This window comes from Burkholderia sp. MSMB617WGS (assembly GCF_001532025.2).
Classification (GTDB): domain Bacteria; phylum Pseudomonadota; class Gammaproteobacteria; order Burkholderiales; family Burkholderiaceae; genus Burkholderia; species Burkholderia savannae.
This window is the reverse complement of sequence record NZ_CP013458.1, coordinates 1,466,836-1,492,778: the sequence shown is the minus strand read 5'-3', so window position 1 is coordinate 1,492,778 and position 25,943 is coordinate 1,466,836. Positions and strand designations below refer to the sequence as shown.

Annotated in this window: 4 protein-coding genes and 1 pseudogene; all 5 read left to right on the top strand. The window is 69.6% G+C overall.

Annotated elements, in window-relative coordinates; all coding sequences use genetic code 11:
* Window positions 1-59 precede the first annotated feature (59 nt).
* Window positions 60-5,141, top strand: a complete 5,082-nt coding sequence (locus tag WT60_RS27165) for an amino acid adenylation domain-containing protein (protein ID WP_236860888.1) — start codon at window positions 60-62, stop codon at window positions 5,139-5,141.
* On the top strand, window positions 5,138-9,820 hold the full coding sequence (locus tag WT60_RS27160) for an SDR family NAD(P)-dependent oxidoreductase (RefSeq protein ID WP_236860934.1): 4,683 nt from the start codon (window positions 5,138-5,140) through the stop codon (window positions 9,818-9,820). Before WT60_RS27165 ends, WT60_RS27160 begins: the two co-directional genes overlap by 4 nt.
* Entirely contained in the window at window positions 9,817-13,374 is a 3,558-nt protein-coding gene (locus WT60_RS27155) for an SDR family NAD(P)-dependent oxidoreductase (protein ID WP_038744878.1), read from the top strand. Before WT60_RS27160 ends, WT60_RS27155 begins: the two co-directional genes overlap by 4 nt.
* Window positions 13,371-24,323, top strand: a complete 10,953-nt coding sequence (locus tag WT60_RS27150; protein ID WP_060356658.1) for a non-ribosomal peptide synthetase — start codon at window positions 13,371-13,373, stop codon at window positions 24,321-24,323. Before WT60_RS27155 ends, WT60_RS27150 begins: the two co-directional genes overlap by 4 nt.
* Window positions 24,320-25,696 (top strand): annotated as a pseudogene (locus WT60_RS35445) (polyketide synthase); the annotation flags it as partial. The gene WT60_RS27150 and the pseudogene WT60_RS35445, both read left to right, overlap by 4 nt.
* Window positions 25,697-25,943 lie beyond the last annotated feature (247 nt).

Below are 25,943 nucleotides of genomic sequence, written 5' to 3'. Positions count from 1 at the left end.
CCCCTTCGGCGCGTCTGCACCGCCAGCCGAAACGAAAGCCGAAATAGGAAAGCGACGTCATGAGCACCTCTCGTATCGGCGCATCGCCCCCGCCTCCCGTCGACGACAAGGCTCGGAACGGTCGCTCTTCCACGTATTCCGGCGCCGAGTCGATCGCCGGGCAATTGATGTCGCGTGCCGAAGCGGCCCCCGATTTTCCTGCGTTCGCTTCCGTCGGCTCATCGGAAGACGTTTGTTTGACCAATGCGTGTCTATGCGAACGCGCATCCGCGATTGCTTTCCGCCTGGCGCGCATCGCGTCGGTCGGCGATCGCGTGATGCTGGCTTTTCGGAATCCTCTCGATTTCATTCCCGCCTTCTTCGGCTGTTGCCTGGCCGGCACGATTCCTGTTCCCGTGGCGCCTCGGCATGGCCGCGACACGATGCTCGCGATCGCGCAGGATTGCGGCGCGGCTATCGCGTTGACCGCCGAGGAGCGTGAGGCGCTGCCGGGTATTCAGTGGATGCGCACGGACGACGGTGAACGTCGCGCGCCGTTCCTGAGCGTGGTCACCGACGACCATCCCGCCCTGTTGCAATACACGTCCGGCTCGACGCGAACGCCGCAGGGCGTCGCCGTGACGCACTCGGGGCTGCGCGCGACGATCAGGGACCTCGACAGCGCCGCGCTGCACGACCCCGACAGCGTCATGGTCAGTTGGTTGCCGTATTTCCACGACATGGGCCTCGTCTACGGCATTCTCACGCCGTTGTACTGCGGCTTCACCGCGTATCTAATGCCGCCGGAAAAATTCATCGCACAACCGATGTCATGGCTGCGGGCGATCGCGACCGTGCGCGGCACGCACACGGCGGCGCCCAATTTCGCGTACGCGTTGTGCGCGGACCGAGCGGCCGATCTCGCGCCCGAAACCGATCTTTCTTCGTTGCGCTTCGCGCTCAACGGAGCCGAACCGATTCGTTGCGAGACGGTACGCCGCTTCGAGGCGGCGTTCGCGCCGTTCGGCTTGCGGCCATCGGTGGTGACCCCCGGTTACGGGCTGGCCGAAGCGACCCTGAAGGTGGCGTCGGGACGCAGTGGCGAGGGGATGCGCAGCGCGCGTTTCGAGCGCGATGCGCTGGCGCTCGGCCGCGTCGTCCCGCATCGGGACGGTGTCGAACTCGCATCGTGCGGCACCAGCCTGATCGACACGCGTGTGAGAATCGTCGATCCGCAAACGTGCCGGCCGTGTGCGCCGGATGTCATCGGCGAAATCTGGGTGAGCGGGCGAACCGTCGCCGGGAGCTACTGGCGTCGTCCTCAAGAAACGCAGCGGATCTTTCGCGCGCGACTCGACGACGGCGAAGGTCCGTGGCTGCGGACCGGCGATCTCGGCTTCGTGCACGACGGCTCGCTGTTCGTCGCAGGCAGGCTGAAGGATCTGATCATCGTCGGCGGCCGGAATTTTTATTGCCATGATATTGAGGACTCCATATCTGGATGCCACCCCGCCATCCGGATGGGGCGGGTATTCGCCGCGGCGATCGAAGGCGCGGACGGCGAAGGGATATTGGTCGGCGCCGAGGTGCGCAGCGGCTGCGACGAGACGGCGGCCCGCGCGATCATTCCGGTGATCCGCTCGGCGTTGATGAACGAACACGGCGTCGCGCCGGCGCGCATCGTGTTGCTGCGGCGGGGGAGCATCCTTCGTACGTCGAGCGGGAAGACCCGCCGGGCGGCGACGCGCGACGCGCTCGCGCGCGGCGACTTGCAGATCGTTGCCGATGACGGTGGCGGCATGGCCGGCGACGCTATCTTGGCCGAGATCGCGCGATTTGTGCCGGGGGCTGCGGCGCAGCCGGCCAGCCGGCTCATCGACCTCGGGCTCGATTCGCTGTCGGCCGCGCGGCTGGCCGCGTCGGTGCGCGCGCGCCACGGTGTGGACCTGACGTTCGCGACGCTGTTCGCCGCTTCGGCCGATAGTCTGAGGCGCGAAATCAGCGACGGGCACAGCGCGCAGACTGCGGCCCCCGCGGCGCCGAGGCACTACGAGGCTGACCAGCCGTTCGAGTTGTCCGAGATGCAGCAGGCCTATTGGATCGGCCAGCAAAGTGGCGTGCCGCTCGGTAGTGTCCAACCGCATATTCGCGTCGATTTCGAAGTCGACCACGCCCGCGTGCCCGATCTGAGCCGGCGGCTGGCGCAGCTTGTCGAACGCCACCCCGCGCTGCGGATGGCGGTGCGCGGCGACGGGCGCGCGGTCTTCGAGGCGCACGCCTACGATCCGGTCCTGCCTCAGCAGGACCTGCGCGATCTGGAAGAGTCGACATTGGCCGAGCGCTTGTGCGCCGTGCGTGCGGAACTGGCCGACGGCAACGGACGCCCCGTCGCCGCATGCTTCAGCCGCATCACGGACACGATGTCCGTTCTGCATGTGCGCCTGGGGCTGCTCGCCGGCGACCTGCGCAGCTTTTTGCGGCTGGTGCGCGAACTGGCGCACGGCGCGTCTCGCGAGCCGTCTCCCGGCATCGTGCCGCCCGCGCCGCCGCCGTTGCCCGATGAACGCCGCGAAGCGTGGCTGCGCCGCGTCGAGTCGATTGCGCCCGCGCCGGAGTTGCCGGCGGCGATGGCGCTCGCCGACGTCGTCGACCCACGTTTTGTCAATCTTCGCCGGGAATTGCCGGAGCCGCTGTCCGCGGCGCTGACGGCGCGCGCGCAGGCGCTGGGCGTCACGCTCGCTTCGTTGTGCACCGCCGCGTTCGCCGACGTCGTGCGGTTGTGGTCGGCGGCGCCCGAGTTCACGCTCAACGTGACCTGCAATGCCAGGGCGGCACAAGCCGGGGAAGCGATCGGCGACTACACCAGCAATACCTTGCTTTCCCTGCGCGAGCGTCACGCTTCGTTCGTCGAGCTTGCCCGGGCGGTGCAGCGGCAAGTCTGGGCCGACCTGGACGAGCCATGGTGCTCCGGCGTGGCGATCCTGCGCGAGCTCGGTCGCCGCAACGGCGCGCCGGTGCTGATGCCGGTGGTCCTGACGAGCCTGCTGTCGGGCGACCCGGCGGACGATCTGGCAGTGCTCGACGCGCTCGGGCGGGTGGTCGACATGGCCAATCCGACGCCGCAGGTCTCGCTGCATGCCATCCTCGGTCGGCGCGGCGAGCGTCTCGTCGTGATGTGGGAATACGTCACGCAGCTGTTTCCCGAACGGATGGTGGACGCGATGTTCGCCGCGTTCGTCGAGTCGCTTGCGACGATCGCGGCCGAGCCGTCGGCCGTCGAGCTGCCCGTGGTTGCGAAGCTTGCGCCGGACGAGGCCGCACGGCGTGCGGCGACCAATGCGACGGAGGTCGAGCGCGCGCCGCGTCGTCTGGAGGCGGCGTTCGTCAGGCAAGCGAATGCGCGCCCCGATGCCGTCGCCGTGAGGCAGGGCGGTGCGGCACTGACCTATGGCGCGCTGTTGCGCGACGCAGAAGACATCGGCAGCGCGCTGCAGCGGCTCGGCGTCGCGCGCGGCGATGTCGTGGCGGCCGTCGTCGAGCCGGGGCCGCGCGCGATTGCGGCGCTGCTCGGCATCGAATTGGCCGGCGCGGCCTATCTGCCGGTCGAGCCGTCCTGGCCGTCGGCGCGCATCGACGAGTTGCTGCGTGAGGCGGGCGCCCGTCACGCGGTCGTGACGACGGGCGACATCGATCTGCCGGTGCCGTCGCTGCGCCTCGACCGTCCGCTCGCGCGCGTCGCGCCCGCGCCGGTGGCGGATGCGGGCCCGGACGACGCTGCCTATGTGATCTTCACGTCCGGCTCGACGGGCCGCCCGAAGGGCGTGGTCATCACGCACGAAGCCGCGGCGAACACGATCGACGACATCAATGCGCGTTTCGCCGTCGGCCCGGCCGATCGGGCGCTCTGCGTATCGTCGCTTGCTTTCGACTTGTCGGTCTACGACATATTCGGACTGCTCGGGGCAGGCGGCACCGTGGTGTTCCCCGAGCGCGCGCGCGATCCTGATGCGATCTCGCAGGCGTTGCGCGATGCCGAGGTGACGATCTGGAATTCCGTGCCGGCCGTGCTCGAACTGTTGCTCGACGTGGCCGCGCCGCGCTCGCCGCACCTGCGGCTCGCGCTGCTGAGCGGCGACTGGATCGCGCCGACGCTGCCCGAGCGGCTGCGCGACGCGTTCCCGAACGTCCAGCCGATCAGCCTCGGCGGTGCGACGGAAGCGTCGATCTGGTCGGTCGTCCACCCGATCGCGCCGGCCGACGCGGCGCTGGCTTCGATTCCGTACGGCAAGCCGCTGTCGAACCAGCAGTGCTTCGTGCGCGCGCCCGACGGGCGTGAGCGTCCCGACGGCGTCGCCGGCGAACTGCTGCTCGGCGGATGCGGCCTCGCGCTCGCCTACCTCGGCAACGAGGCGGAAACCGCCCGCCGTTTCTTCGTCGATGGGGATGGCAGACGGCTTTACCGGACGGGCGATCTCGCGCGCTGGCTGCCCAATGGGGAACTCGAGTTGCTGGGGCGGATGGACGGCCAGGTCAAGGTGCAGGGATACCGGATCGAGCTGGGCGAGATCGAGGCCGCCGCGATGCGCGCGGGCGGCATCTCGCGCGCGGTGGCGTCGGTGGTCCGGCGCAGCGGCGCGACGGTGATTCAGTTGCACGTGGTCGCGTTGCCGCAGCGGCGCGGCGACATTGTGTCGGCGGTGCGCGCCGAGCTGGTTTTGCATTTGCCCGCCTATATGCAGCCGCACCACGTCGCCGTGCTCGACGCGCTGCCGCTGACGGCGAACGGCAAGGTGGATCGCGCGCGGCTGGCCGCGCTGCCGGCCCCGGCCCCGGCGGCACGGGTCGCGGCCGCGGCGCGGCGCGACGCGTCGCTCGAAGCGACGATGCTCGATGCGTTCGCCGAGGTGGTCGGCGTCGACATCGATCCGCAACAAGGGTTCTTCGACGCCGGCGCGACCTCGATGCACATCGTGCGCTTGCGCGCGCTGCTGGCGTCGCGGGGCGTGGCGGTTGCGCCGCTCGTCGATTTCTTCTCGCTCGCCACGATTCGCGCGCTCGCCTCGCGCTCCGCCGCGAGCGGCGCAGACACGCTCGACACGAAGGACGTCGCCGGCGTGCGCGCCTACAGACAGCGCGCACGCGCACGCAAGGAGGCTATGTGACTGTTTACGAAACACCCGTGGATGCAGTGGCGATCGTCGGCGCAAGCTGTCGGCTGCCGGGCGCGACCACGCTGGAACAATTCTGGTCGCTGATCGCCGATGGCCGCATCGCGATCGAGCGCTTCACCACCGATGCGGCCCGCCGCGAGGGCGTGCCGGAGGAAGTGTTGGCGCAGCCCGGCTTCGTCGGGGCGGGCGGGGCGCTCGAAGGCGTCGACCTGTTCGACGCGGCGTACTTCGGCATTGCGCCGTCGCAGGCGGCGGCGATGGACCCGCAGCAGCGGATTTTCCTCGAATGCGTGCACGAGGCGCTCGAGCGCGCCGGCCACGGCGCGGTGCGCGGCCCTCGCGTCGGGATCTGGGCCGGGTCGGCCACCGTCGATTATCTGGTCGACCATGTGCGCGACCGGCTCGATCGCGCGTCGCCGAACCGCTTCCTGCAGCAATGGGTGGGCGTCGACAAGGACTATCTCGCGACGCAGGTCGCGTACCGGCTGGATTTCGGCGGGCCCGCGGTCACGCTGCAGACGGCCTGTTCGACTTCGCTCGTCGCGGTGGTCCATGCGCTGCATGGGCTGCTGAGTTTCCAGTGCGACTTCGCGGTGGCGGGCGGCGTCAGCATCGCGCTGCCGCAGCGGCAAGGGCATGTGTACGAGGAGGGCAGCATCCTGTCCGCCGACGGCGCGTGCCGGCCATTCACGACGGAAAGCAGCGGCACCGTCTTCGGCAACGGCGCGGGGGTCGTGGTCCTGAGGCGTCTGGAGGATGCGCTCGACGACGGCGACCCGATTCTGGCGGTGATTCGCGGTGGCGCGATCAACAACGACGGGGCGGCGAAGGTCGGCTTCACCGCGCCGGGCGGCCGGGGGCAAAGCGAGGTGATCCGTCACGCGCTGGCGTTGAGCGAAGTCGACGGCGCGTCGATCGGCTATGTCGAGACGCACGGCACGGGCACGGCGATCGGCGACGAGGTCGAGCTGGCGGCGCTGACCGCCGCGCTGGGCGATCGACGGCCCGGCGACGCGCGGTGCGCGCTTGGATCGCTCAAGGCGAACGTGGGGCATCTGAACGCGGCCGCGGGAGCGTGCGGCCTGATCAAGGCCGCGCTTGCAGTGGAGCACGCGCAGATTCCGGCGGCGGTGGGGGCCGAGCAGGCGATCGCGGCGCTGCGCGGCGAATCCGCGTTCTACCTGCCGACGAACACGGTGCCGTGGGACGCGCCGCTCAGGCGTGCGGGCGTCAGTTCGTTCGGCATCGGCGGCACCAATGCGCACGTGATCGTGGAGGCCGCGCCGCCGCGCGAACCCAGGACGCCGCAAACGGTGCCGCTGCTGTTGCTGTCGGCGCGCGGCGACGCTGCGCTGCGCGAACTGTGCGCGAATTATGCGACGTTTCTCGAAGGCAACCCGGACGTGCGGCTCGAGGACGTGTGCTTGACGGCGGCCATAGGCCGCCGCCATTGGGAACAGCGCGCGGCGTTTCGCGCCGAATCCCGCGAGCGGTTGATCGGTTCGCTGCGGGCATTCGCCGCGGGCGATTCCGGTGCCGACGTGATCAGCGCCGAAGTGCCGGCCCGCGTGCCGGAAGTGAGCTTCGCGTTTGGCGGCGCACGCGATCTCGACGCGGTCCTCGCCCGCGTGCGGGCGTGCGGCGTCGTGCCGGCGAGCGTGTGCGCGACGGGCGACGGCGTGTTCGCGGCGGCCTTCGCCGCCGGCGCGCTGAGTCTCGACGACGTACGGAACCGTCGCGCGGACAACGTCGCCGCGCCGGCGCTGCTGTGGATCAGCGCATCGTCGGGCTTGCCCATCGACAGCCCGGCGGCGGTGCGCGACGAACTGGCGTGCGCGAACGACGCCGCGTACGATGCCGCGGCGGCGCTGGAGGCCGCGGGCGCCGCGCTGGTGCTGGAATTCGGCGACGTGGCATTGGGCGCGGGGGGCGCGGGCGTGGTGTCGCTCGATCCGGCGTCGCCGGAGGCGATCGCCCGCATGTGGACGGCCGGCGTGGCGCTCGACCTGACGCAACACTATCGCGACGGCAACCGGGTCATGCTGCCGACCTATCCGTTCCAGCGTCAGCGCTTCTGGATCGACCGCGCGCCACGCTTCGCCGAAAGCGGCGTGTCGCCGTTCCTCGGCCGGCGGACCGACGCGCCCGCGCTGGATGCGACGTTCTTCGACGCCGACTGGAGTGTGGCGACGCTGCCGTTTCTCCAGGATCACGTGATCTACGGAAAGATCGTCGTGTCGGGCGCGGCCCTCGCGGTGATGATCGCCGACGGCGTGCGGGAGCTCACCGGGGCGGATGCTTGCGTGTTGAGCGACCTGCGCTTTCCGGCGGCACTGGTGATTCCGGCGGGCGCGGCGCGGCGGGTGCAACTGCAACTGGTGCGGGACGGCGACGGTTTCGAGGCGGCCGTGCTCACGCCCGAGCCCTTCGAAACCCATGCGACGGCACGCGTCGAAGCGGGCGCGGATCAAGACGCCGCGCCATCGGCGCAGGTGCGCGGCGAAGCGATCTCCACCGATTTGCTGGATACGTGGCTGCGCGCTCGCAGCGTCGTCATGGGGCCGACATTCCGCCGGCTCTCGGAGATCGTCGTGAGCGACGGCGAGGCTGCCTGCGCGATGCGTGCCGATCCCGGCGACGCGGGCTGGTCGCTGCACCCCGGAATTCTCGACTCGGCGCTGCAACTGGTCGCGGCCGCCGCGCGGCCCGACGGAAGCAACGCGTTCGTGCCGACCCGCATCGCGCGGTTGACGATCCGGGGGCGCGCCGGCGCGCAGATGCGATGCTATGCAGCCGCCGACCGCGGTTACGCGAGCGTGTTCGACGGCAACGGCGCGCTCGTCGAGCTGACGGGCCTCGAATCGCGCGAGGTCAGCCGCAACGAACTGCTGCGGATCGAGCCGCTGCGCGACGGCTACGCGGTTCAATGGCGGGGCGTGACGGACAGTGCGCCATTCGCCTTGCCGGAGCCGATCGTCGTCGTGCGCGATGCGGGCGAGGTCGCATCGGGGCTCGCGTCGATCTTGCGCGACGAGGGCAAAGAGACGCTCGTCGTCGCGACGCCGGACGAGATCCCGTTCGAGCGGGCCGGCCTGATCGTCGATTGCCGGGGCATCGACGCGCGCTCGGCCGCGCCGGCCCCGGCGCTCTATGAGGGCGCCCTTGCGCTGTTCGCGGCGGCCGCCCGGCGCGACGAGCCCTGCCGTATCGCCGTCGTCCTGGCGCCGCAAGCGCCGGCGTCGGCACCGTTGCAGGCGCTGGCGCGAGCGGCCGCGATGGAAACCCCGCACCTGCGCACGCTCGCGCTGCATGCGGACGACGCCTGCGCGATTCGCCGCGGCCTCGACTGCTTCGATCGGGAAACCGAGGTGTCGATCCGCGGCGCGGAGGTCACGGCGCCGCGCCTCGACGAGCGCGCGCTGCCCCGGCGCGCCGAATACGCGCCGGCGGGCGACGGAACCTGGCTGATTACGGGCGGCCTGGGCGATCTCGGGCTGCAAGTCGCGGGCTGGCTCGCGGCACTCGGCGTGCGCTCGCTGATGCTCGTCGGCCGCCGGCCGCCCGGCGACGCGGCCGACGAGACGCTGGCCGTATTGCGGCGGGACGGCGTCGATGTGCAGGTAAGGCAGGCCGACCTGTCGCGGGAAGCGGACGTCGACGCGCTGCTGAACGACATCGGCGCGACGATGCCGCCGCTACGCGGAATCTGCCATCTCGCGGGCGTCGTCGAAGACCGGCTGGTGAGCGACGTCACGCCGGCGTCGCTCGCCGCGACCTTCGCCGGAAAAGCTCAGGGCGCGTGGCTGCTGCACGAGCGCACGCGCGGCCATGCGCTCGAACACTTCGTGCTCTTCTCGTCCGCGGCCGCCGCGTTCGGCGCGCCGGGGCAGGCGAGCTACGCGATGGCGAATGCGTACCTGGACGCGCTGGCCGCGCATCGCCGCGCTCAGGGCCTGCCTGCGCTGTCCCTCGCATGGGGGCCGTGGCAGGACGTCGGCATGCTGGCCCGCACGGCGGCGAGCGCCAAGCGCCGGCTGGCGCAACTGGGCATCGGGCAGATCGAAACCGAGTGCGGGCGCGCGACGTTCGAGATCGCGCTGGCCGCCGATTTGCCGCCGCATGTCGTGCTGTTGCCGATCGACTGGCAGCGGCTCATCGATCAATGGCCGCCGCACGTTCCCGCAAGCCGCTTCGACGGCATCGCCACCGCGCGGCCCGGCGCCGGGCTCACTTCGTCGGTCAGCGAATTGCTGGCGCTTCCGGCAGCCGATCGCCGGCATCGATTGTTCCGGCTGCTCGCCGAGGATGCGGCGGCCGTGACCGGCACGAGTCTCGCCGCACTCGATCCGGAACGCTCGCTGTTCGACTACGACTTGGATTCCCTGCTGATCACCGACCTGCGCGTGCGGCTAGAAAAGCGCTTCGGCCGCACGATCTCCACCACGGTCATCTTTTCGAACCCGACGATTGCCGCGCTTGCCGACTACCTGGCTCGGACGATCTTCGGCGCCGCGCTCGACGCTCCCGCCGCCGGAGCAGGCGCGGCTACGGCGGCGCCCGCGCCCGGCGACGCGCAACCGCAGGCGCCGGCGGAGCGGCTGTCGCAAGAGGAGATCGTCGAACTGCTGTCCGCAAAGTTGGACGAGCTTCGGGGGGCGGACTCGCGATGAATCCGATCGATCCCACTGCGCTGATGCAGGACGCGCTGCTCGAAATCGAGCGCCTGCAACACAAACTCGGCAAGTTCGAGCAGCAGCTGCATGAGCCTATCGCGGTGATCGGGATGGGCTGCCGGTTCGCCGGCGCGAATTCGCCGGACGACCTCTGGCGACTGCTGCTGGACGGCACGGATGGCGTTCGCGAGGTGCCGCCCGATCGATGGGACGCCGAGCGATATTTCGACTCCGATCCGGATGCCGCCGGCCGCATCTACTGCCGGGCCGGCAGTTTTCTCGACGACATCGCCTCGTTCGACGCCGGCTTCTTCGGAATTTCCGCGCGCGAAGCGGTGATGCTCGATCCGCAGCAACGCATGCTGCTGGAGGTGGTGTGGGAAGCGATCGAGCGCGCCGGCATTCCGGCGTCCGCGCTGAAAGGCACGGCGACGGGGATGTTCGCCGGCGTGATGCATCAGGACTACGCGCACCGGTTCCGCCGCGCGGCCGACGTCGATCTCTACACCGCCGCGGGCAACGCGCCCAGCGTGCTCGCCGGTCGCGTATCGCACGTGCTCGGCCTGCACGGGCCGTCGCTCACGGTCGATACCGCGTGTTCGTCGTCGCTGGTCGCGGCGCATCTCGCCTGTCATGCGCTGCGCGTGCGCGAATGCGACATCGCCATCGTCGGCGGGGTGAACGTCGTGCTGTCGCCGCTGTCGACCGCTGCTGAGTGCCGGGCGCACATGCTGTCGCCGAGCGGGCGCTGCCGGTCGTTCGACGATGGCGCGGACGGCTTCGTACGCGGCGAGGGATGCGGCGTGGTGGTGCTGCAGCGGCTTGGCGACGCGCAGGCCGCGGGCCGCACGATCGACGCGTTGATCGCGGGTTCGGCCGTCAATCACGACGGCCGCAGCGCGGGCCTGACCGTGCCGAACGAGCACGCGCAGCGCGAACTGGTGCGCAGCGCATTGAGGGCCGCGCGCCTCGATGCGTCGCAGGTACGCTACGTCGAGGCGCACGGCACCGGCACCGCGCTCGGCGATCCGATCGAGGCGGCGGCGCTCGCGTCCGTATTCGCGGGCCGTGCGAAGGACGCGCGCGTGCTGCTCGGCTCGATCAAGAGCAACTTCGGGCATCTCGAAGGCGCGGCCGGCATCGCCGGACTGATCAAGGCGATCCTCGCGGTCCGCCACGGCGTCGTGCCCGCCACGCTGCACGTCACGCAACCGAACCGAGGCATCGACTGGGACAACTTGCCGCTGCGGCTCGCGCTCGGCAACGAGCGGATCGATCGGGACGCCGGGCCGTGCATCGCGGGCGTCAGCTCGTTCGGCTTCAGCGGCACCAACGCGCACGCGCTCGTCGTCGCGCCGCCGCGCGTCGAGCAGGCGGTTCAGCCGGACGACCGGCCCGGCGCGCAACAACTACTGACCGTGTCCGCCAAATCGGATGCGTCGCTGCGGGCGAACGCGGCGCGATACGCCGATCACCTGGCGGGCCTCGATGCGCGCGCGTTCGCGGCCGCCTGCCACGCGTCGCGCGTCGCACGCTCGCATTTCCCGCACCGGCTCGCGGCCGTCGCGGAAAGCGCGGACGACATGGCGCGCGAGCTGCACCGCTTCGCGCGCGGCGAGGACACGGCCGTCAGCGCCGGCGTGTGCGGCGCGATGCCGCTCGGACGCGAGTCGTCGCCGGACCTTGCCGGCGGCGCGAACGGTCTCGACCTGCTGCCGTCGCTCGCGCAGCGTTACGCGGCGGGCTTGCCGGTCGACTGGGCGGCGCTAGGCGGCGCTGGCCGCCACCTCGCGCCGTTGCCGACCTATGCGTTCGACCGCCAGCGCTACTGGGTCGACGAGCGCGCCGTCGGGGCGCCGTCGCAGCTCTTCCGGATCGCATGGCAACCGGCCTCGACGCCGGCGGGCGCGCACCGCACGGGTGCGCGCGTCATTGCGGGCGACCCGGCGCTCTGCGCGGAAGTCGCGCGCGCGCTCGAAGCCTCGGGTGAACGCTGCTCGATCGTGGCCGCCGACGCCGATGCGATCCTGCAAGCCGGACCCGCCGACCTTGGCATCGTGCTCGCGTTCGACAGCGCGGTGCATGACGGCGAGCCTGTCGAGGCCGTGGCGTGCCGCGGCGCGCTAGTCGGCGCGCTTGCGTACCGCCTGGCGGCGGCGCCTGCGGCGGGGCCGGTGACGCTCGTCACGCGCGGCGCGGTTGCCACCGGGCCCGCGGAGGATGTCGATCCCGTCGCCGCCGCCATGAACGCCGCCGTTCGCGTGGCGCGGCGCGAGCAGGGCCGTGCATGGCGCGGCACGATCGATATCGACGGATCGGCGGCGTCGTTCGAGACGCTTGCCGCGCTGCTCGGCGACGAACCGGGCGACGAGCAGATGGCGGTACGCGGCGCGACCGTGCTCGTGCCGCGGCTGCGCCACGCCGGAGCGGGCGCGGCGGGCGGGGTTCCGGCGCTCGACGGAGACGCCGCCTACGTCGTGACCGGCGGCACCGGCGCGCTCGGTCTCGCGACCGCCCGCTGGCTCGCGGGTCGCGGCGCACGCCATCTGCTGCTGATCAGCCGGCGCGGCGAGGTCGGCGACGGCGTGCGGGCAACCTGCGAACGCCTGCGCGGCGACGGCGTCGACGTGCAGGCCGTCGCCTCGGATGTCGCGGACGAAGCATCGCTGCGCGGTGCGCTCGCGGCGGCCGCGCGGCCGATCCGCGGCGTCGTGCACTGCGCAGGCATCGTTCAGGACGCGCCGCTCGCCACGCTGGATGCCGCCGCATTCGCGAACGTGCTGCGCGCGAAGGTGGGCGGCGCGGCGCTGCTCGACCGCCTGACCGATGCACAGCCGCTCGACTTCTTCCTGCTCTATTCGTCCATCTCCGTCGTGGTCGGCCGCCACGGCCAGGCCGCGTACGCTGCCGCGAACGCGTATCTCGACGCGCTCGCGCAACGGCGCCGCGTGCGCGCGCGTCCCGCGCTGTCGATCGGCTGGGGACTATGGACGTCCGGCATGGGCACGGCCGATGCGAAGACGGCCGAGCGAATCCGCTCGAGCGGCCTCCATCCGCTCACCGAGGTCGAGGCGTTCGCGTCGCTGGAGCAGGCATTCGCGGGCGAGCCGCACGTGATCGTCGCGGCGATCGACATCGATCGAATCGCGGCGCAGCCGGATCTTCCGCGCGCGATCGAGGGCATCACCGGCCGCGCCCAGGCCCCGCGCGCACGCGCCTTCGACATCGAGCAACTGCGCGGCCGCCCGGCCGCCGCCCGCCGCGCGCTGATCGCCGGCTATCTCGACGCCGAATTGCGGGCGGTGCTGTCCAGTTCCTCGGCGTTCTCGCATCAGGCGTCGCTGATCGAGCTCGGCGTCGATTCGCTGACCGGCTCGGAGCTGCGCAATGCGATCGAGCGCTCGATGGGCGTATCGGTGTCGATTTCGAACCTGGTCGACGGTTCGTCGCTCGACGCCGTGATTGAAGCCGTGGCGGCGCAGATCGAGCGGCGACTCGTCACTGAACACAGCTCGACGACCGGAGCCGAAACGGAGGAAATCACGCTATGAATATCGTTCGGCTCATGGCCGATTTGGCCGATGCGGGGATCACGCTGCGCCGCCGCGACGACCGGCTCCACGTGGAGGGACCGCCGGGCGCGCTTGACGGCGCGCTTGTCTCGCGGCTGCGCGACGCGAAGGATGCGCTGCTGGCGATGCTCGACGACGACGCATCGCGCGCGCCCCCGCTGCCGCCGCCGTTGCCGGGCGAGGGCGGCGACGCGGGCGCGCTGTCGCCGGGACAGGCCCGCCTCGTTGCCGCGACGCGGCTCGGCGATCCGGCGATGTACAACGAGCAGATGGCGATCGAACTGGCGGACGCCGTCGACTCGCAGGCAATCGGCCGTGCGTTCGTCGCGCTCGCGCGCAGGCACGACATCCTGCGCACCGTGTTCGTCGGCGGCGAGCCGATGCAGCAGACCGTGCTGCCCGAGCCGGTGGTGCAGATCGAGCGGATGTCGGTCGACGGCGACGGTGCGTTGCGCGCGCGCGCCGCGGAGGTTGCCCGTCTGCCGTTCGCCGCCGGGCGGCCGTTGTGGCGCATCGACCTGTTCTCGACGCCCGAGCGGCCGCTCGTGCTCGTGCTGACGATTCATCACGCGATTTTCGACCGGTGGTCGATGAGCGTGCTGATCCGCGACTTCAGCGCGTATCTCGCCTCTCCGGACGAAAGCGATGCACCGGGGGGCCGGCTGAGCTACCGCGACTTCGCGGCCTGGCAGCGCCGCTGGATGGAGACGCCCGACTACGCCGCGCAACTGGACGCGTGGCTCGAGGCGCTGGCGGACCTCGATGAGGTGCCGGCGATTCGCGGCGACCGCCCGCGCGCCTCCGTTCCGAGCTGGCGCGGCGGCACCGAACGCGTCGAGATTCCAGCAGACTGCATCGAGGCGGCGGCGGCGTTCTCGCGCACGCGCAACACGACGTTGTTCACGACATTGTTCAGCATGTTCGCGCTGCTGCTGCATCGGTATACCGGCGATCCGCGCGTCGTGGCGCTCACGCCCGCGGCCAACCGGCCGTTCCAGGCGGCCGAGGACATCGCCGGCTATTTCGTCAATCTCATCGCGCTCGCGACGAGCGTGCGCGACGACGACAGTTTCAGCTCGCTGGTCGAGCGGATGCGTGAGGCGACGGCGCGCGCGTTCGCGCATCAGGGCGTGCCGCTCGACGCGATCGTCGACCGGTTGCGCGCGCGCGGCGGCCCGCAGCACGATCAGTTCGCGCAGACGGCGTTCGCATTCCAGAACGTACGTCTACCGGCGGTGCGCACCGCGAGCGGCACCGCGACGCCGTTCGATCTCGACAGTCCGTTCGCGCGCTTCGACCTTTATCTGTCGATCGAGGGGGATGAGCGCGGGATGTTCGCGGTCTGGCAATACAACGCCGATCTGTTCGACGCGGAGACGGTTTGCCGGCTCGGCGCGCACTACGTCGCGTTGTTGCGCGCGGCGCTCGCGTCACCGGAGGCGAATGCGCATGCGCTGCCGATACTGTCGAACGCGGAACGCGCGCAACTGCTGGTGGACTTCAATGCGACCCGGGCCGACTTCTCGCATGGTGTGCTGATCCACCAGTTGTTCGAGGCGCAAGTGCAGCTCACGCCCGACGCCACTGCGGTGGTGTTCGAGGACCGGGCGCTGAGCTATGCGGAACTGAACCGCCGGGCCAATCGGTTGGCGCACCATCTGATTGCACTGGGGGTGCGACCGGACGACCGTGTGGCGATATGTACGGGACGCGGCTTGGAGACGGTGGTGGGCTTGCTCGGCGTCCTCAAGGCGGGCGGCGCCTATGTGCCGCTGGACCCGGCATATCCGGCCGCGCGGCTTGCCTACATGCTCGACGACGCGGCGCCGGTGGCGGTGCTGACCACGGCAGCGCTGGCCGATGAGCTGGCGTTCAAGCTGCCGACGATACTGCTCGACGCTCAAAATGCGTCTTTCCAGTCGCAGTCGAATGACAATCCCGACACCGCGGCACTGGGGCTGACTTCGTGCCATCTGGCGTATGTGATCTACACCTCGGGCTCTACCGGGCAGCCCAAGGGGGTCATGGTAGAGCACGACAGTTTGGTCAATTTGATCCAATCGAATTGGCAGCATTTTTCGGGAGTCAGCCACGCACGCACGTCTTGCTGGACCAGCTTCGGCTTTGATGTTTCCGTTTTCGAAATATTCATTTCGCTCGCGATGGGCGGCGCAGTCCATATCGTGCCGGATCGCGTGCGTATCAGTGCGGACGGTTTTTTCCAATGGTTGATCGCGCAACGTATCGCGATCGCGTATCTGCCGCCATTTCTTGTTCGGCGTTTGCGCGAGTACCCGGATGAGTTGGTAGCCTCGCTGTCGCTTCGTCGCATTTTGGTCGGCGTCGAACCGCTGCGTGAAAAGGATCTTTATCGGCTTGAAAGGCTGTTGCCCGAGCTGACCGTCGTTAACGGGTATGGGCCGACGGAGACGACGGTCTTCAGCACTTGCTATCTCGATATGCGGGAATACGATCGCGCGGCGCCGATCGGCCGCCCGATCGCCAATACCCGGATCTATATCCTGGATTCGCACGGCCAGTCGGTGCCGATCGGCGTGGCGGGCGAGATCCACATTGCCGGTGCCGGCGTCGCGCGGGGCTATCTGAACCGTCCCGAGCTGACCGCCGAACGCTTCGTGTCCGATCCGTTCGCGGCCGCCACGAACGCGCGCATGTACAAGACCGGCGACCTCGGGCGCTGGCTGCCCGACGGCACCATCGAATACCGCGGCCGCAACGACTTCCAGGTCAAGGTCCGCGGTTTCCGCATCGAACTGGGCGAAATCGAAGCACGCCTCGCGCGATGCGACGGCGTGCGCGACGCGGTGGTGATCGCTCGCGAAGACACGCCGGGCGACAAACGCCTCGTCGCCTATGTGCTGCCGCAGTCCGGCGTCGCGCTCGTCCCCGGCGAATTGCGTCGGCAACTCGCCGGGCAACTGGCCGAGTACATGCTGCCCAGTGCCTTCGTGATACTGGATGCATTACCGCTCACGCCCAACGGCAAGCTCGACCGCGAGGCGCTGCCGGCGCCTGATTTGGCGGCGGTCGCGTCCCGTGGCTATGAAGCGCCGACGGGCGAAGTGGAAACGGCGCTGGCGCGGATCTGGCAGGACTTGCTGGGCCTGGAACAGGTCGGCCGCAACGACCATTTCTTCGAGCTCGGCGGCCATTCCATGCTGGTCGTCAGCATGATCGAGCGGCTGCGGAGCCTCGGCTGGTCGCTCGACGTGCGCAGCATGTTCGTCGCGCCGGTGCTCGCTGATCTGGCTCGGGCCATCGACACCCGGCGCAGCGACGCGCCCGCTTTTGTGGTGCCGCCCAACCGCATCCCCAACGGTTGCGGTGCCATCACGCCGGCCATGCTGCCGCTGGTGGCACTTTCCCAGGCCGAGATCGACGCCGTCGTCGACGCGGTTCCCGGCGGGGCAGCCAATGTGCAGGACATCTATCCGCTGGCGCCGCTGCAGGAAGGCATCCTGTTTCATCATTTGCAGCAGACGCAAGGCGATGCCTATCTGTTGCGCAGCCTGCTGGCTTTCGATACCCGCGCGCGTCTCGACGCCTTTCTCGCGGCCTTGCAACAGGTCATCGATCGTCATGACATCCTGCGCACCGCCGCCTGCTGGAAGGACTTGGCGCAGCCGGTTCAGGTCGTTTGGCGTCAGGCGGCACTGCACGCCGAGATCTTCAGTCCCGCAGAGGAGGGCCATGTTCCCACCCAGCTGCTAAGGCATACCGATCCGCGCGCGCGCCGCCTCGACTTGAGCCGTGCGCCGCTGTTCGCGCTCGACATCGCTCACGATCCGGAGCGGGGCGAGTGGCTGCTGGCGCTGACCTTCCACCATCTGATCGCCGACCATCTGACGCTGGAACTCATCGTCGCCGAAATTACCGCGATTCTGCACGGGCAGGCCGAAGCCCTTCCGGCGGCGCTGCCTTACCGAAACTTCATCGCGCAAGTCTCGAGCGTGCCGGCGGATGTGCACGAGACCTACTTTCGCGAGGTGCTCGGCGACGTCGATGAGCCGACCGCTCCCTTCGGCGTGCTCGAGGCGCGAGACGACGGAAAGGAGATAACCGAGGCCCATCTCGCGCTGGCCGACGACCTGGCTCGGGCGATCCGCAATCAGGCGCGGCGGTTGGGTATGAGTCCGGGCGTGCTGTTCCATGTCGGCTGGGCCCAGGTGCTGGTGCAGACCAGCGGCCGCGACGACGTGGTCTTCGGGTCGGTGCTGCTGGGTCGTCTGCGGGAATTGGCCGGCGCCGATCGGGTGATGGGGGTGCTTATCAATACCCTTCCGGTACGGATATGCCTGGCGGAGCGCAGCGTGCAGGAGGTGGTTCAGGCCGCCTATCACGGTTTGACGGGGCTGCTGGAACACGAGCAAGCGCCCCTGTCGCTGGTTCAGCGCTGCAGTGGGGTGGTGCCGCCGCTGCCGCTGTTCAGCACCTTGCTCAATTATCGCCACAGTACCGCCGGCATAGCCGACGGGACCTGGGAGGGAATGCGCCAGCTTCACTCGGAGGAGCGCACCACCTATCCGGTGACGCTCTCGGTGGATGACCTGGGCGAGGGCTTTGGCTTGACCGCCCAGACGGTTGCGGGCATCGACCCGGCCCGGATGGCCGCCTACCTGGCGACTGCCATGCGTGGCCTGGTCGAGGCATTGGCCGCCGAACCGCAACGGCCGATCCTGAGCCTGTCCATTCTGTCGCGGGAGGAAGAACGGTGCCTGATTCACGATCTGAACGCCACGCCGCCGGAAGGCGACGGTTATCTGCTGCACGCCGGCATCGAGCGCCACGCCGCGCTCACGCCGCTCGCGCCCGCGGTCATCTGCGCCGAGGGCTGCATGCAGTATCGCGAACTGGCGGCAGAAACGCGCCGCGTCGCCGGCGCGGTCGTTGCGGCTGGTGCGCGGCGTGAACCGGTCGCGGTGCTGCTGCCGCGCTCGGTCGGCGCGATCGCCGCGTATTCCGGCGTGATGCGTGCAGGTTGCGCTTATGTGCCCATCGACCCGGCGACGCCGCCGGAGCGCATGCGCGACGTGCTCGCCACGCTCAACTACGTGCTGACGACGCGCGAACTCGCCGCGGCGCTTGACGGCATCGACGCGCGGGTGATCCTCGTCGACGAGGCCGCGCCCGCCGATGTCGCGCCTCCGACGGTCGCGCTCGGCGATCTCGCCTATGTCATGTTCACGTCCGGCTCAACCGGCAAGCCCAAAGGCGTGATGATCGACCATCGCTCCGCCTCGCTAACTATCGAGAGCATTCTCAGGCGTTACGCGATCGGCCCGGCCGACCGGCTGCTGTGCGTGTCGTCCGTGGGATTCGACCTGTCGGTGTTCGATTTCTTCGGCGCGTTCGCGGCGGGCGCCGCGGTCGTGCTGGCGCCGGAATCGTCGAACGTCGAGCCGCACGTCTGGCTCGACCTGATGGAGCGTGAGCGGGCGACGGTGTGGGAGTCCGTGCCGGCGGTGATGGAGCTGCTGCTGCTCGAGTGCCGCAACAGCCGGCGAAAGCTGCCGCCTTCGCTGAAGCTCGTGATGCTGAGCGGTGACCGCGTGCCCGTCAATCTGCCCGCGCGAATCAGAGAAGCCGCGACCTCCGAACTGCACGTGATCGCACTCGGCGGGGCGACCGAGGCGGCGATCTGGTCGTGTTACTACGACACGCGCCACCTTTCCCCCGACGCCTCCTTCGTGCCTTATGGGCGGCACCTCCCGGGGCAACGGCTGTATGTGCTGTCGTCGTCGCTGCGACCCTTGCCGATCGGCGTGCCCGGCGACCTCTGGATCGCCGGCGCGGGCGTCGCGCGCGGCTATCTCGGCCAGCCGGACCTGACCGCCTATCGCTTCGTCGACGATCCGCACGTGCCGGGTGAGCGGATGTACCGCACCGGCGACCGCGCGCGGGTGCTCGCCGACGGCAACCTTGAATTCCTCGGGCGGATCGACGACCAGGTCAAGATCCGCGGCTTTCGCATCGAAATCGGCGAAATCGAGGCGGCGCTCGGCGCGGCGCCCGGCGTTGAGCGCGGCGTCGCGACGATTGTCGAGCACAATGGGCGCCAGACGATCGCGGCATATGTAGTGGCCCGCGCCGACGCCGTGCTGGACCATGCCGAGATTCGCGACGCGCTCGCGCGGCGCCTGCCGCCATACATGCTGCCTGCGTCGATCGTGTCGATCGACAGCGTGCCGTTGACCCGGAACGGAAAGATCGATCGACGCGCACTCATGCAGGTGCGTGCACAGACGTCGCCGGCGGAGGGGCCGCGAAACGCCGTCGAGAAAGCACTCGCGTCGATCTGGCAAGTGGTCCTGGGTCGCGAAGCCATCGACGTTCACGAAAATTTCTTCGACGCCGGCGGCGACTCGATGCTTGCCATTCGCATCGTGACCCGCGCACGGGAGCAGCGGATTCACATCATGCCGCGCGACGTGCTCCAGTTGCAGACGATTGCCAAGATCGCGGCCGCCGCGGGAGCGGCCTCCGATGTCGTCGAGCCGGACGGCGAAACCGCCGCTCCGTTACCGCCGATGGCTCGCTGGTTCTTCCTGCAGCAACCGCGGGAGCCTGACTGGTTTCACCAATCGGTCCTGTTGCAGGTGCCGGCGCAGACCGAAACCTCGGCCATTCGCGGCGCGCTGGAAACGCTGGTGACGATTCACGAGGCTTTGAGGACCGCTTACTTTCGCGAAGAGGGTGAATGGCGGCAGCGGGTGATCCAGCGGGTGAAGCCCGTCTTTGAAACCGTGAAGCTTGCCGTCGCCGAAGACGATGCGATTGACGAGGCCGCGGATCGGCTTCGGGCATCGATCCGCATCGAGCACGCCGCGTTGCTCAGCGCCGGGCTGCTCGAATTCCCGGACGATTCGCGGCGTCTACTGCTCGTCGCGCATCATCTCGCCGTCGATGCGGTGTCCTGGCAGATCATCATTGACCAGATTGCTTCGCTTTGCGCGGGCAACGACCTTGGCGCCGTGCCGACGACGATGCGGCGCTGGACCCGGCGTCGCATCGACTGGGCGGCCGCGGCGCCCGCGGGCCTCATCGACGAATTGCTCGGCGGCGCGGCGTCGTCCGAGTCGCTGCCGCTCGACGGCACGGACGACGCCGGCGACGTGGCGGCATCCGGCGAACAATCCTGCGCGCTGGACAGGGCGACCACGTCGCGGATCATCAGCGGCTTTGCCGCTGCCGAGGGCTATCGCATCGACGAGGTGACGGCAGCCGTTGTCGCCGGCGCGATCATGCGCTGGTCCGGACGGCACGAAGTCGTGATCGATCTGGAATCGCACGGACGCAACGGCTTCGCCGACGATCCGGAGGTTCCGTTCACCGTGGGCTGGTTCACGACCATCATGCCGACCGTGATTCGCGGCGGAACGTTCAAGGAAACGCTGCAGAGCGTGCGCGCGGCGATCCGGTCGAGCAGCGAGCACGGCGCCGATTATCAGGCGCTGCACTATCTGAAGGGGCGAGCCGACTGGTCGCCGCGCCCGCTGTTGTTCAACTTTCTGGGACGACTGGAGGCCAAGGCGGGGGAATGGCGACTGCTGCGCGCCGGAATCGGGAGCGACCGCGCGCCTTCGACACCACGCTCGCATCTGCTCGACATAGGGGCGGCCATCATCGACGGCTCACTGAACGTGAGTATCGAATACAACCCCCGTGCGCATCGCGACGACACCATCGCGAGCCTGCTCGACGACATCCGCACGACGCTAGACGAGTTGGGTTCCCGCACGGCGCTCGGCGATTCGTCGAGCATCGACGTGGAAGACGTTTACCCGCTCACGCCGATGCAGGAGGGGATGCTGTACCACGCGCTCGGCGGTGACGGGATGTATGTGGAGCAACTGACCTGCACGCTGGCCGGCGCCGTGAACGAGCAGGCGCTGAGGAGCGCCTGGAGCGACGTGGTCGCGTCGAACCCGGTGCTACGTACCTCGTTTCATTGGGAGGGCGTGGCGCAGCCGGTTCAGATCGTGCACACGTCGGTGTCGGTACCGTGGCAGCAGGAGTCGTGGCCGCGGGGGCTGGACCTGGACGCGTGGCTGCGTGCCGATCGAGAGCGGGGGCTGGATTTGCGCGCGGCGCCATGTCTGCGCTGCGCGCTTCTGAAAACGGACGAGGATCGATGGGAACTGGTGGTGACGTACAGCCACCTGTTGCTGGACGGCTGGTCGCTGTCGCTGCTGATCGGCGAGCTCGTGCGCGCGTATGCGGCGCGGGTGGCGGGCGATGTGGCGCAGCGGCCGCCTCGCAGCCCGTTCAGCGGCTATGTGGCGTGGTCTCGGTCGATCTGGGAGCAAGGCGCGGGCGAGGGATTCTGGCGGGCGGAACTGGGCGATTTCGAAGGCACGCGGGAGTTGGTGCTGCCGACGCCATTGCCGGGTGGCGAAGACGGCGCGCCGGTCACGGTCGAAGTCGATCGCGGTGTGCTGGAAGCGCTGGAGAAGCGCGAGCGGGTGACGCTCGCGAGCGTGGTGGCCGGATGCTGGGCGGTGCTGCTGAGCCGCTACGGCGCAAGCGACGACGTGCTGTTCGGGATGACGAGCTCGGGGCGGCGGGCGGAAGTGAGCGGCAGCGAGTCGATGGTGGGGGTGCTGATCGAGACGCGGCCGGCGCGGATCAAGGTGGACGGGCAGGCGCCGCTCGGCGCGTGGCTGAGATCGGTGATGCAGGCGGAGGCGAGACGGGAGGAGGCGGGCGCGGTGTCGCTTGCGCAGATCGAGGGCTGGGGCGAGGCGGAACGCGGTACCCGGCTGTTCGATACGCTGGTGGTGGTGGAGAACTATCCGATGGCGAAGCCGAGCGATTTGCTCGGAGGCGGGATCGGCGTGGTGTCGGTGCGTGCGGTGGAGCGCACGAACTGGCCGCTAACGGTAGTGGCGGTGCCGGAAGGCGGGCGCTTGAAGCTGACGTTGCTGTACGACCCGGCGCGCTATGAGCGCGCGTCGATCGAGCAGGTGGCGGGGCATCTGGCGCGGTTGTTGAGCGCGGCGGCGCAAGCGGCGACGGTCGGCGACCTGGCGGCGGCGATGCTCGATGACACGGAGCGCGAGACGCTGCTGGTTCACTGGAGCGGCGGGGACCAGGTGCTGCCGCCGCCGTGCCGGACCATCGTCGAGCGGATCGACGAGCAGGCCCTTGCGCGGCCCCAAGCTACGGCGTTGCGGCTTGGCGATCGGCGGCTCAGTTATGCGGAACTGACGGCGCGGGGCCGACGGATGGCGGCTTGGCTGCAGGGTCAAGGCGTGGGCGTGGGAGGACGCGTCGCGATAGTCGGCGAGCGGACGATGGAGACGATCGCCGCGATGTACGGGATTCTGGCAAGCGGCGCCGCCTATGTGCCGCTGGACCCCGACTGGCCGGACGAACGCAAGGCGCTCGTGATCGAGGACGCGCAGCCGCTGATGGTCATCGGAGGCAGCGGGGCATGGTGCGGCGCGGTGCGGCAGGTCGAATTGGGGGAACTTGAAGTCACGCCTGACGCGGCGCTCACGCCATGTCAGGCGACGGTGGACGATCTGGCGTACGTGATCTATACGTCGGGATCGACCGGCCGGCCAAAGGGCGTGATGGTGCGGCACGGTGACGTGATGCATCTGGACGGTTTGCGCGAGCGGATGGAGCTGAGCGAAACCGATGTATGGACGGCGTTCCATTCCTACGCGTTCGACTACTCGATCCTGGAGATCTGGTATCCGCTGATGACGGGAGCGACGGTGGTGCCCGTGCCGTATTGGGTCACCCGTTCGCCGGAAGCGTTTCACGAATTGCTGCGCACGGAAGGCGCGACGATCGTGTGCCAGACGCCGGCGGCCTTCCAGCAGCTTGTGGCGGTGCCGCATCGAGGCGTGCGGCTGCGATGGGCGGTCGTGGGCGGCGAGACCTATCACGCCTCGCTGCCGGCCAGCGCCGATCCCGCCCAATACCCGCGCATCGCGAACGTGTACGGCATCACCGAGACAACGGTGATCACGACGTTCGAGCCGCTGGGGCGCGGCCAGCCGGTGACCATCGGACGGCCGTTTCCGGGCCAGAGAATCTATCTGCTGGACAGGCATGGGCGCCTCGTGCCGCCGGGCGCCGTGGGCGAGATTCACGTTGCGGGCGAAGGCATCGCGGCCGGCTATCTGGGCGCGCAAGCGCTGACGGCGCAGCGGTTCGTCGCGGATCCGTATCGGCCCGGCGAGCGGATGTACCGCTCGGGGGATCTGGGACGATTCCTGCCGGGCGGACGTATGGAGTCGCTGGGTCGGGCGGATCGACAGGTCAAGATTCGCGGTTACCGGATCGAACTGGGCGAGATCGAGTGCGCGCTGTCTTCGCTGGAGGGAATCGGCGGCGCGGTGGCCGACGTTCGCGAGGGCGCAAGCGGCCGTCAGTTGGTGGCCTGGTATGCGGCGGCCGCCGACGTGGATGCGCAACGGGTTCGCACGGCACTCAAGCAGCGGCTGCCGGACAGCATGATGCCGTCGGCACTGATTCGGGTCGACGGATTTGCGCTGACGGCGAACGGCAAGATCGACCGGCGGGCGCTCCCCCGGGAGAGCGCGCCGACGGCACCGGCGCAGGGACCGCGCAACGCGCTTGAAGAAGCGCTCGCCGCGATCTGGTGCGAGGTGCTGGGCCGCGAGGCGATCGGTGTCGATGAAAACTTCTTCGACGCGGGTGGCGACTCGCTCGCGATCGTCCGGGCGCACGGCCTGATGAGCACTCGCCTGCCACGCGCCGAAAGTCTGCGCGTGGTCGATCTCTTCCAGCAACCCACGATCGCCGCGATCGCTTCGCAAATCGCCGCCGGCGAAACCCGCCAAGCCACCGCCGACGAACCGGACGAGCGCGCACTGCGCCGCCGTCGCCGGACCATGGAACGCCGTCAAAAGATCGAGAGGGAACACGAATGAGCACTCCGCACGTTGCAATCATCGGCATGGGTTGCAGGTTTCCGGGCGCGAGCTCGCCCGAGCAGTTCTGGAACAACCTGGTGCACGGCGTCGAGTCCGTCACGTTCTTCGGCCCCGTCACGCCAACCGACGCCGGATACGAGGTTCATGCCGCGGGCATCCTCGACGATGTCGCCGGGTTCGACGCGGCGCTGTTCGGGCTCAGCGCGCGGGAAGCCGAACGGATGGACCCTCAGCATCGCGTATGGCTCGAATGCGCGTGGGAGGCGGCCGAACGCGCCGGCTACGATCCGAGGCGGCTGCCGGGACGCACCGGCATATTTGCCGGCGCCGGCTTCAACGAATACCTGATTCGCAATCTCGTGCCGTCGGCGCTGCACGACGATCTGTCGTTGCTGCTCTCCAACGAGCCGTCGTTCCTGCCGTCGCGGCTTGCCTATCTGCTGGGTTGCACCGGCCCGGCCGTCTCGGTGTCGAGCGCCTGTTCGACATCGCTCGTCGCCGTACATCTGGCCGTTCAGGCGCTGCTCGCCGACGAATGCGACACGGCCATCGCCGGAGGGGTTCGCATCACCACGCCGCAACGCCGCCCCTACCGCCACGAGCCCGGCGGCATCGGCTCGCCGGACGGCCATTGCCGCGCATTCGACCGCGCGGCCAACGGCACCGTCGGCGGCAACGGCGCCGGCGCCGTGGTGTTGCGCCGTCTGGACGACGCGCTGGCCGACGGCGACCCCGTCGCCGCGGTCATTCTCGGCAGCGCGGTTTCCAACGACGGCGCGCGCCGGGTCGGCTTCACCGCGCCCGGCGTCGACGGGCAACGTTGCGCGATTCGCGAAGCGCAAGTGCTGGCCGACGTGCCGCCCGATTCGATCGGCATGATCGAGGCGCACGGCACCGCGACGGCGCTGGGCGACCCGGTGGAATTCGAGGCGCTGGCCGCCGCGTTCCGGCAAGGTACGGCGCGACAGGGCTTCTGCGCGCTGGGCTCGGTCAAGACGAACATCGGCCATCTCGACGCGGCCGCCGGCATCGCAGGTCTGATCAAGACGGTGCTCGCGCTGCAGCATCGCGTGATTCCGCCATCGCTGCATTTTCACGAGCCCAATCCGCGCATCGACCTCGCGAACTCGCCGTTCTTCGTGAACGCCGCCGCACGCCCGTGGCCCGATGCCACTCGGCGTGCCGGCGTCAGCTCGTTCGGCATGGGCGGCACCAACGCGCACCTCGTGCTGGAGTCCGCCACCGAGCCGCAGCCCGAAGCGACCGGCGGCGACGCCGGCGGCCCGTGGCCGCTCTTGCTGTCGGCGCGTTCCGAGGCGGCTGTGCGGCGGCTCGCGACGGATCTCGCGGATCATCTCGAGCGCGAGCGGCCGCCGCTCGCGGATGTCGCATACACGCTCGCGATGTCGCGCGGCGCGTTCGAATGGCGGATCGCCTGCGAGTGCGCGTCGCTCGAAGAGGCGATCGAGATCCTCAGAAGCGATCTCCCGGTGACGCGCGCCGCGGCCGGCGCGGCGGCCGTCGCCGCGCGCGGACGCCGGGTTGCGTTGCCGCCGACGCCATTCGAACATCAGCGCTACTGGATCGATCCGCCGTCGCCGCTCGCACGCGTCGCGG